This is a genomic window from Yoonia sp., from assembly GCF_036007805.1.
Taxonomy (GTDB): domain Bacteria; phylum Pseudomonadota; class Alphaproteobacteria; order Rhodobacterales; family Rhodobacteraceae; genus Yoonia.
In genome coordinates, this window is sequence record NZ_DASYOK010000133.1 from 1 (window position 1) to 8602 (window position 8602).

At 60.1% G+C, this 8602-nt stretch carries 10 protein-coding genes; 1 reads left to right on the forward strand and 9 read right to left on the reverse strand.

What is annotated here, in order from left to right; translation table 11 throughout:
- On the forward strand, positions 1 to 169 hold a 169-nt coding region (locus tag VGP75_RS07420; RefSeq protein ID WP_327543056.1), incomplete at its 5' end, for a glycine cleavage T C-terminal barrel domain-containing protein.
- Positions 170 to 200: 31 nt separating this feature from the next.
- Here VGP75_RS07420 and VGP75_RS07425 read toward each other — a convergent pair.
- The 9 genes from VGP75_RS07425 to VGP75_RS07465 form a co-directional block, all read right to left on the reverse strand.
- Entirely contained in the window at positions 201 to 1124 is a 924-nt protein-coding gene (locus tag VGP75_RS07425) for an MBL fold metallo-hydrolase (RefSeq protein ID WP_327543048.1), read from the reverse strand.
- Positions 1125 to 1226: 102 nt separating this feature from the next.
- Complete coding sequence (ctpA, locus tag VGP75_RS07430; RefSeq protein WP_327543049.1) at positions 1227 to 2567, reverse strand: carboxyl-terminal processing protease CtpA; 1341 nt, start codon at positions 2565 to 2567, stop codon at positions 1227 to 1229.
- 13 nt (positions 2568 to 2580) lie between these two features.
- Positions 2581 to 3642, reverse strand: coding sequence for a murein hydrolase activator EnvC family protein (locus tag VGP75_RS07435; RefSeq protein WP_327543050.1), 1062 nt, complete (start codon positions 3640 to 3642; stop codon positions 2581 to 2583).
- Entirely contained in the window at positions 3639 to 5153 is a 1515-nt protein-coding gene (gene gpmI, locus VGP75_RS07440) for a 2,3-bisphosphoglycerate-independent phosphoglycerate mutase (protein WP_327543051.1), read from the reverse strand. Before gpmI ends, VGP75_RS07435 begins: the two co-directional genes overlap by 4 nt.
- A 102-nt stretch (positions 5154 to 5255) precedes the next feature.
- On the reverse strand, positions 5256 to 5726 hold the full coding sequence (gene rlmH / locus VGP75_RS07445) for a 23S rRNA (pseudouridine(1915)-N(3))-methyltransferase RlmH (RefSeq protein ID WP_327543057.1): 471 nt from the start codon (positions 5724 to 5726) through the stop codon (positions 5256 to 5258).
- On the reverse strand, positions 5726 to 6181 hold the full coding sequence (gene rsfS, locus VGP75_RS07450; protein ID WP_327543052.1) for a ribosome silencing factor: 456 nt from the start codon (positions 6179 to 6181) through the stop codon (positions 5726 to 5728). The genes rlmH and rsfS overlap by 1 nt, the downstream gene beginning before the upstream one ends.
- 91 nt (positions 6182 to 6272) lie before the next feature.
- Positions 6273 to 7298, reverse strand: coding sequence for a zinc-binding dehydrogenase (locus VGP75_RS07455; RefSeq protein WP_327543053.1), 1026 nt, complete (start codon positions 7296 to 7298; stop codon positions 6273 to 6275).
- Positions 7299 to 7307: 9 nt separating this feature from the next.
- A complete protein-coding gene (locus VGP75_RS07460; protein ID WP_327543054.1) occupies positions 7308 to 8096 on the reverse strand; it encodes an exodeoxyribonuclease III in 789 nt (262 codons plus the stop codon).
- Positions 8097 to 8139: 43 nt separating this feature from the next.
- Positions 8140 to 8602 (reverse strand): asparaginase (locus VGP75_RS07465; protein WP_327543055.1); only part of this gene is annotated, 463 nt, incomplete at its 5' end.

Below are 8602 nucleotides of genomic sequence, written 5' to 3' on the forward strand. Positions count from 1 at the left end.
CCACCATGTGGGGGCCGCACTTGGGATGGGGTATGTGCCATGCGTGGGCGAGACTGTGGCCGATGTACTGGCCAGCACCTACGAGATTGATGTGATGGGGGTGCGGGTGCAGGCCGAGGCGCAGTTGAAGCCGTTTTATGATCCCTCATCAGAAAGGGTGAAAGCCTGACCACCAAGGTGGCCAGGCTTTCGCAAGGCAATTAGCCCATCAACTGGCCCGCTTCGGGCACCCAGCGGAATTCGGCACCGTTGGAGCCTGTGTCGACATAACCGACAGCAGGGAAAGGCATGTGATAGCCGATGGCCGGGATGCGGTCGGCGTTGATCATGTCAAGCACGTTGCGGCGTGATGCGGCGGCGGCCTCTTTATCGGCGTCAAAGCGCACTTCCCAATCAGGGCGCGCCAGCGACCAGACCGGGTGGTTGGCAAGGTCGGCGAAAATCACGAGGCCTGCGCCTGCGCTGTCTAGGCGGTACACCATATGGCCCGGCGTGTGACCGAACGCGGCCATGCCTGTAATGCCGCTAACGACATCGCCGCCATCACCAAGGAAGGTCATGTTTTCGGCCAGCGGACGGACGTTCGCCTCGAAGCCTTCGTTTTCGGCGCCAGCCCAGTGATCAAACTCCATCTGGCCTGTCACGTAGCGCGCATTCGCAAAGGTTGGGGCACCTTCGTTCATCAGGCCACCGATGTGGTCACCGTGCATGTGGGTCAGGACCACCACATCAACCTGATCAGCGGTGTAGCCTGCACCTTCAAGCGCTGCGACAGTGGCGGCGGCGTTCAGGCCGGTGTCGAAAAGAACGACTTCGGCGCCAGTGTTTACCAGTGTCGGGGTAAAAAAGAACTGTGATGCCTCGGTCGACAGGAAGTTATCGCGGCTGACGGTGGCGAATTCTTCTTCCGAGACATTCATCCCAAAAATACCCTGTGGCGCCTCACGTGGGGTGGTGCCGCCGAGAATTGTTGTCACCTCGAAATCGCCGATCATAAAGCGGCGGTGTGTGGCGAAACTGGCCCCCATCATCGGGGCTTCGGCGCGGGCGGTGCCGGCAGCAAGACCTGCAAATGGCAGGGCGGAGCCTGCAGCAAGAAGATGGCGGCGTGTCAGCTTTGTCATCGTGTCTCTCCTATTGGTGACGCTTGGTCAGGTGGTGAAAAAGGAAATAGGCCGCTATTTCCCTTTGTCACTCACGCGACCGTGATCAGGAGAGCGGTTTACTTACTCGCTGCGCGAAACGGGGCCCAGCGCGTTCAAGCCTTTCAGAATATCAATGGCATAGGCCAGTTGATAATCATCTTCACGCAGGGTCGCAGCCGCTTCGGCACGGGCGCGATCTTCTTCGATCTGACGGATTTCATCCTCAGTCAGACTGTCATTCTCCAATGATCCGCGCAGGCCTGCTTCGGTCCGTGGTGTCCCTGCCTCGGCCTCTTCCTCATCCACGGGACGCGGACGGGGCTGTTCCACGATAATGTCCGGCGATATTCCGAGCGACTGGATTGACCGGCCCGATGGCGTGTAATAGCGCGCGGTGGTCAGGCGCATCGCCCCGTCCTGGCTCAGCGGGACAACCGTCTGGACAGACCCTTTACCGAAGGAATTGGTGCCAACGACGATGGCGCGACGGTGGTCTTGCAGCGCACCCGCCACAATTTCCGATGCAGAGGCAGACCCACCATTGATCAGGACAACAATCGGTTTGCCTTCGGCCAGATCGCCGGGTGTGGCATTGAACCGGTCCCCGTCAGACGCCTGACGCCCGCGGGTGGAGACAATTTCACCCGCATCAAGGAAAGCATCAGAGACATAGACCGCCTGGCTCAGCAGACCGCCGGGGTTGTTGCGCAGGTCAATGACAAAACCGTCGATATTGTCGATGCCGCCAGCCGCGGCAACCTGCTCTTCGATCCCTTCCGCAAGGTTTGGGAAGGTCTGTTCGTTGAACGTCGTGACCCGCAAGACAACGGCATTGCCCTCGGTGCGGCTGCGCACTGCGGTCAGCTTGATGGTGTCGCGGATGATCGAGACGTCAAATGGCTCGACCTCGCCTTCGCGCACGATGGTGACGATAATCTCTGCACCTACAGGGCCGCGCATCATTTGCACCGCTTCGTCCAATGTCAGGCCCAGCACGCTTTCACCGTCCACGGCAGTGATGAAATCACCCGCTTCGATACCTGCGGCCTCAGCAGGCGTGCCATCCATGGGCGAGACGACCTTGACCCACCCCTCTTCCTGCGTGACCTCGATCCCCAGACCGCCGAATTCACCCGAGGTGCTGACGCGCATCCGTTGCGCCGCTTCGGGGGACAGGTAGCTGGAGTGCGGATCAAGCGATGTCAGCATCCCGTTGATGGCGGCCTCGATCAGCTCGCGGTCATCGACTTCTTCCACATAGTTCGCGCGGATCCGCTCAAAAATATCGCCAAAGAGATCAAGCTGCTCATAAACGCTGGTGCTCCGATCTGCTTCTTGCGCCACAAGGGGCCCCGCAATCTGCGTTGTCACAACCAGTCCCAAGACAGCACCGCCAGTGGCGGCCAACATCAGCTTTTTCATCTTCAATCCTTACCTACTCGACCGCAAACCATGCGGCGGGGCTAACCGGAGTTTGCCCCTCTCTCACCTCAAGATAAAGGGCAGAGGCGGGCTGCCCAGTCGCGATGCCAATATTTTCAGTCAATTTCCTGTCATTTGTCGCCAATAGCCCGATTGGCGCACCCGCCGGAAGCACTTGCCCCGCCACACCAAAGACTTCGGCAAATCCTGCCATGACAAACATGACGTCCGCGGCAGGTTCCAGAATCACCACGGTGCCGTAGTCCAAAAGCGGGCCCTGGAACAAAATCGTGGCCGGTGCCGGGGCGGTGACCAAGGCACGGGGTTCGGTACTGATGCGCAAACCGGGCCGGCCGGTACCATCATCGGGCAGGATTGTGCCAGAAACCGGCAAAGGCAGGTTGCCTTGGGCGGTGAGAACCCCGGTGCCGTCAGGGCGCGCTTCGGCCAGTCCTGCGGCGAATTCCCCCAACGTCTGGGTGCTTGCCATCAAGAGCGCGGTTTGCACAGCATCGTCTTCAAAACGGCTGGGCAGATCGGTGCGTTCCGACACCGCCTGTCCGAGTGCCGCACGGGCCGCCTGTGCGCCTTGCAATCCGTCAGTCAGGGTTTGCGCCGCAATATCCTGCGCCTGTCGTGCCTCTTGGGTTTGCGCCAAGAGCGCGTTCAACCGCGCGACTTCGGCGCGCAACCCCGGTGTCACATCGGCCACGAGCATGCCAGCGCGCACGGTGTTCAGCGGCCCGTCAGGATGTGCGCGCAAGACAGGTTGCGGCGTGTTGCTGATGGCAGACAGCACCCCCAGAAGCTGGGCAAATTCAGTGCGGCGCAGATCGAGCTCTTCGGTAAGAATTGCTTCGCGCAGGGCAATATCGCGCTGTTCCTGCCGCATGGCGGCCAACCCCGCCTCATAGGCCTGTACGGTTTCGGTCAGCGCCGCAATCCGGTCGCGTGCGCTGTCGGCGGCCTGCAATTGCGCTTGGGCTGCCTGCAACTGCGCAGCAGCCTCGACCGCGTTTTGTTGCGCAACGGCCGCGGAGGCGAAACAGAGTAGTGCAGCAATCAGGCGGATCATGTTGTGATCAAACTCCGCCCTGTCATTTCGGGGGGCAATTCCAACCCCATCAGATCAAGCACCGTGGGCGCAAGATCGGCCAGCCTGCCGTCACGCAGTGACGCACCCTCTGGCCCACCGACCAAAGCCACAGGCACAGGGTTCAGCGTATGCGCGGTATGCGGCCCGCCTGTTTCGGGATCAATCATCGTCTCGCAATTGCCGTGGTCTGCGGTGACGATCATGGCACCACCTGCGGCTTTAAGAGCAGTCAGCACCTGTCCCAGACCCTCATCAACCGCCTCACAGGCCTTGATCGCAGCACCCAGATCACCGGTGTGTCCCACCATATCGGGGTTGGCATAGTTGGTGACGATCAGGTCATAGCCGTCCTCGATGGCCTTGACGAAATGCTCCGTCACCTCGGCGGCCGACATCTCTGGCTGCAAATCATAGGTCGCAACCTTTGGCGAGGGTGCCATATAGCGGTCCTCGCCCTTTTCCGGCACCTCGATCCCGCCGTTGAGGAAAAAGGTCACATGGGGGTATTTCTCGGTCTCGGCCAGACGGAACTGGCGCAGCCCGTGTTTGGCAACCCATGCACCAAGGGTATTCTGGATATCGCGTTTGGGAAAAACGGTTTCGAACCACGCGTCATGGCGGTCTGAATAGGTGACCATACCGAGCAATGCAGCCAAAGGCGGATGCACGCGGTCGAAGCCGTCAAACTCGGGATCTGCAATCGCCGCCAGAATTTCGCGCGCACGGTCAGAGCGGAAATTGAGACAGAAGAGACCGTCATTCTTACCGATCCCTGCGTAGTCGCCGATCACGGTTGCTGGAATAAATTCATCTGTCTTGCCCGCCGCATAGGCCGCCTCGATCGCGGCCAGTGGCGTCTCGGCAGACGCGCCCTCGCCCTTGACTATCGCGTCATAGGCTGTCTCAACCCGCTCCCAGCGGTTATCGCGGTCCATCGCGAAATAGCGGCCAATGACCGTGGCGATTCTTGCGTTTGCAGGCAGGTTTTCTGTCAGCGTCGCCATGAACGCCTTGGCCGAAGATGGCGCCACGTCGCGCCCGTCGGTGATGGCGTGGATGATGACTGGCACGCCTGCATCGGTGATCGCTTTGGCCGCTGCAATCGTATGATCAAGATGCCCGTGGACGCCGCCGTCGGACACGACACCCATCAGATGCGCGGCACCGCCGCTGGCTTTCAGCTTCTCAATGAAACGCACCAGCGCATCCGCCATAAAGAACGATCCATCCTCGATCGACAGTTCAATCTGACCGAGATCCATCGCAACAACGCGGCCCGCGCCGATATTGGTATGGCCCACTTCAGAATTGCCCATCTGCCCACCGGGCAGACCCGCATCACGGCCATGTGTCAGAAGCTGCGCATGGGGCCCTCGCATGATGGCGTCAAAATTGGGGGTATGGGCCTGCTTGGGCGCGTTGCCTTCAACCGCGTCACGCAGGCCCCAGCCATCAAGAATACACAGAACAACGGGTTTGGGGGTGGGCATAGCAACGCTCCTATATTGGTTGATTGCTGTCTATCGCAGCATTGCAATCAGGGAAACCACCACACCTCATCATCTTGCCCGAAATACTCCCGCCGGAGGCTCCTAAGCCCGATGATAAGGACCGCCCGCCAGAATAGAGGCAGCACGGTAAAGCTGTTCGGCCAGCATCACGCGCACGAGCATATGGGGCCAGACCATTTTGCCAAAACTCAATGACGCATCGGCGCGGTCACGCAAAGCGGAGTCAATCCCGTCGGCCCCGCCAATGACGAAACTGACGTCCTGCCGCCCTTGGTCGCGCCATGTGGCGAGAAGGGCTGCAAAGTCCGGCGAGCCCATGAGCTTGCCGCGTTCATCGAGGGTACAGATCAAGGCACCATCGGGCACCGCACGTTCCAGCAAAGCAGCTTCGCCGGCCATGCCGCCGCCCTTTTTGTCTTCGACTTCGATCAGTTGCGCAGGCCCAAGTGCCAGCGCCCGCCCCGTCCGGTCGAACCGGGTGAGGTAGTCATCATAAAGGTCGCGCTCGGGCCCTTTGCGCAAACGGCCCACAGCGCAAATCTGGACCCGCATCAGACGGCGGTGGCCGTCCCCGGCTGCCACATCTTTTCAAGCTGATAGAACTCGCGCACTTCCGGACGGAAGATATGCACGATGATATCGCCTGTGTCGATCAGCACCCAATCGCCGGTGTCTTTGCCTTCGGTCTTGGAGATGATCCCGAATTCCTGCTTCAGACGATCTGCGAGCTTTTCCGCCATCGCAGTCACTTGGCGCGTCGAGCGGCCCGATGCGATGACCATATAGTCGCCGATCTCGGACTTGCCGCGCAGACTGATCTGCACGATGTCTTCGCCTTTGTCGTCATCGAGGGATTTGAGAACAGCCGCCAAAAGCGTCTCGCTGGTCACATTTTGTGGGGCCGTCATTGCTGCGGCTCCGGTTTTGGCTGATGTATCAACCGCTGTAGAAAGAGACAGATCATTGTCCTCCTTAAAGCACGCCGTCATGGCCCCGACGCAGAGCATGACTTAGAAATAGCAACGGTTCGCCAATTTTTCAACATTTCTGAACCGAAAGCGCGCGTGTCGCGGATTTACAGAGCAGATGCAAGCACCATCAGCACCGCGGATCAATAAACGCCTTGCCATCAGGTATCGCCAGCACTTCGGGCAACCGTGCCATGGCCTCAGACAGCGGCACGATCCCCGCCACATCGGTTTTCCATGCGCCACTCACAAAGCGCTCCTGGATTTCCACGAAACCCGCACGCACACGGTCCGCACCCACCTGCTTGATCCAGCGGGTCAGCCAGAAGCCTTCGATCTTCTTGTTCATAAAGATCAACTGGCCCAGTTCCGTCAGGCATGGGGCCTCGCCCGACAGTTTGCCATAATTCACCCATGTGCTGTGTTTGGGCATGGCAAAGAACAGATCAGCCGTGAACTGGTCACCAACAGCATCCAGCAAGATCGCGGGCGGCAGCGCGCGGAAGGCCGTTTTGGCCTGATCAAGCGCGTCCGGCTGGGTGGACACAATCACGGAATGTGCGCCAAGGTCGCGTAGTTCAGCCGCCTGTTCGGCGCGACGGACAACTGCGATTGGCGCGACGCCATTATCCCTCGCCAGTGCAATCAGATACTTGCCAAGCTGCGATCCGGCAGCGTTCAGCACAAAACTTTCCGCGCGGCTTTCCTTGACCAGATCAAACATCGCAATCGCCGTCAGCGGGTTAACCAGCTGACAGGCGGCATCGACTTCGGCCAGATCGGGGCGGCAGGGCACGAGGCTGGTGACATCGGCCAGCGCGTATTCCGCCCATGTGCCGGACCCACCGGCAAAGAAGCTGACGCGCTTGCCAATCAGGGGCGTGTTGCCGGCCACAACCTCTCCCACAGCCTCAAATCCTGCGGGGGACCCTTTGACGCGGGGCTGGCCGTATTCGCCTTTGATAAAGTGGATGTCGGATGGGTTCACGGCGGCAAGCAACACCTTGATCAGGGCTTTGCCTTCGGCGGGCTTTGGCAAGGGCACGTCCTGATAGGCCAGAAAAGGGGACAGGTCGCTGACATTGGGCCCCGTCTGTGTCCCCGCATAGCCATCGTGCAATTGCACAAGCGCTTTCATTGATGTCGGCAGTGTCATGGCAAGCCCCTATAGATCGAAAGTTGCGAACACGGGTGCGTGATCGCTGGGTTTCTCCCAGCCCCGCGCGTCACGCAGCACGCGGCTGCCATGGGCCGCGTTCTTGATGTCCGGCGTGGCCCAGATGTGATCAAGCCTGCGGCCTTTGTCGGCCTCGTCCCAATCCTTGGCGCGGTAGGACCACCAGCTATAGAGCAGGCCTTCGGGAATATCGTTGCGTGTCACGTCCGACCACGCGCCCGCTTCCATCACATCGGTGAAGTGTTCCACTTCGATCGGCGTGTGGCTGACGACCTTGAGCAGTTTTTTGTGGTCCCAGACATCATCTTCACGCGGCGCGATGTTCAGATCGCCGACAAGAATGGATTTTGCCGGCTTCTGCGCATAATAGGCATCGCGCATGTCGGTCAGATAGTCGAGCTTCTGGCCGAATTTTTCGTTCACCGTGCGGTCCGCCACATCACCTCCTGCGGGCACATAATGGTTATGGATCGTCACACCGTTTTCCAGCTTGGCCGCGACATGCCGCGCATGACCAAGACCGGCGTAGTCCTCGGCCCCTGCCTCGACCATCGGGATTTTGGAAAAGATCGCCACCCCGTTATAGCCCTTTTGCCCGCGCGCGACCAAATGCGTGTATCCGAGCGCCTGAAACTGTTCCAAGGGGATCTTGTCCACAGGACTTTTGCATTCCTGCAAGCAAAGCACATCAGGGGCCTCATCGCGCATCAGGCGGGCGACGATGTCTTCGCGCAGGCGCACAGAGTTGATGTTCCAGGTGGCAAGGGTAAAGGGCATAAGACAGGCTTTCCGTTCGGTGTTTCTGGTGAGCGCGTCGGGCTTACGCGAGTAATGGGGCCGGGCGGATAAAGCCCGTGGTCAAGCCTCTGCGGTTGAGAATGGCCGGTGTCCGGCGCGCAACAGCTGCGGGATGGTTCGGGTCAAGCACGCCAAGGCGCACAAGGAGCGCCGCAATGGCGCAGTCCCGCCCGCGCTGCGAACCATCCATGATCTTGACGGCAACACCCAGTCTCTTTTCCGGGATGATCGCAATGAACACACCCTCGGCACCGGTCTTGATCGCGACCTTATGGTCCATCGCCCGCATCAGATCCGTACAGGTCCGCGTTTCACCCGCAACAAATTCAGGGAACGTCGCCATTGCCTGCGTCAGCCGCGCCGCAGCGGTGCTGCGCACATCCGACCGGTCCTGCGCGCTGGCAAAAAACGCCATCGCGCGGGCAAGGCCATGGACGGTGCAGGCATGGTTCGGTGCGGAACACCCGTCAATCCCGTACATCGGG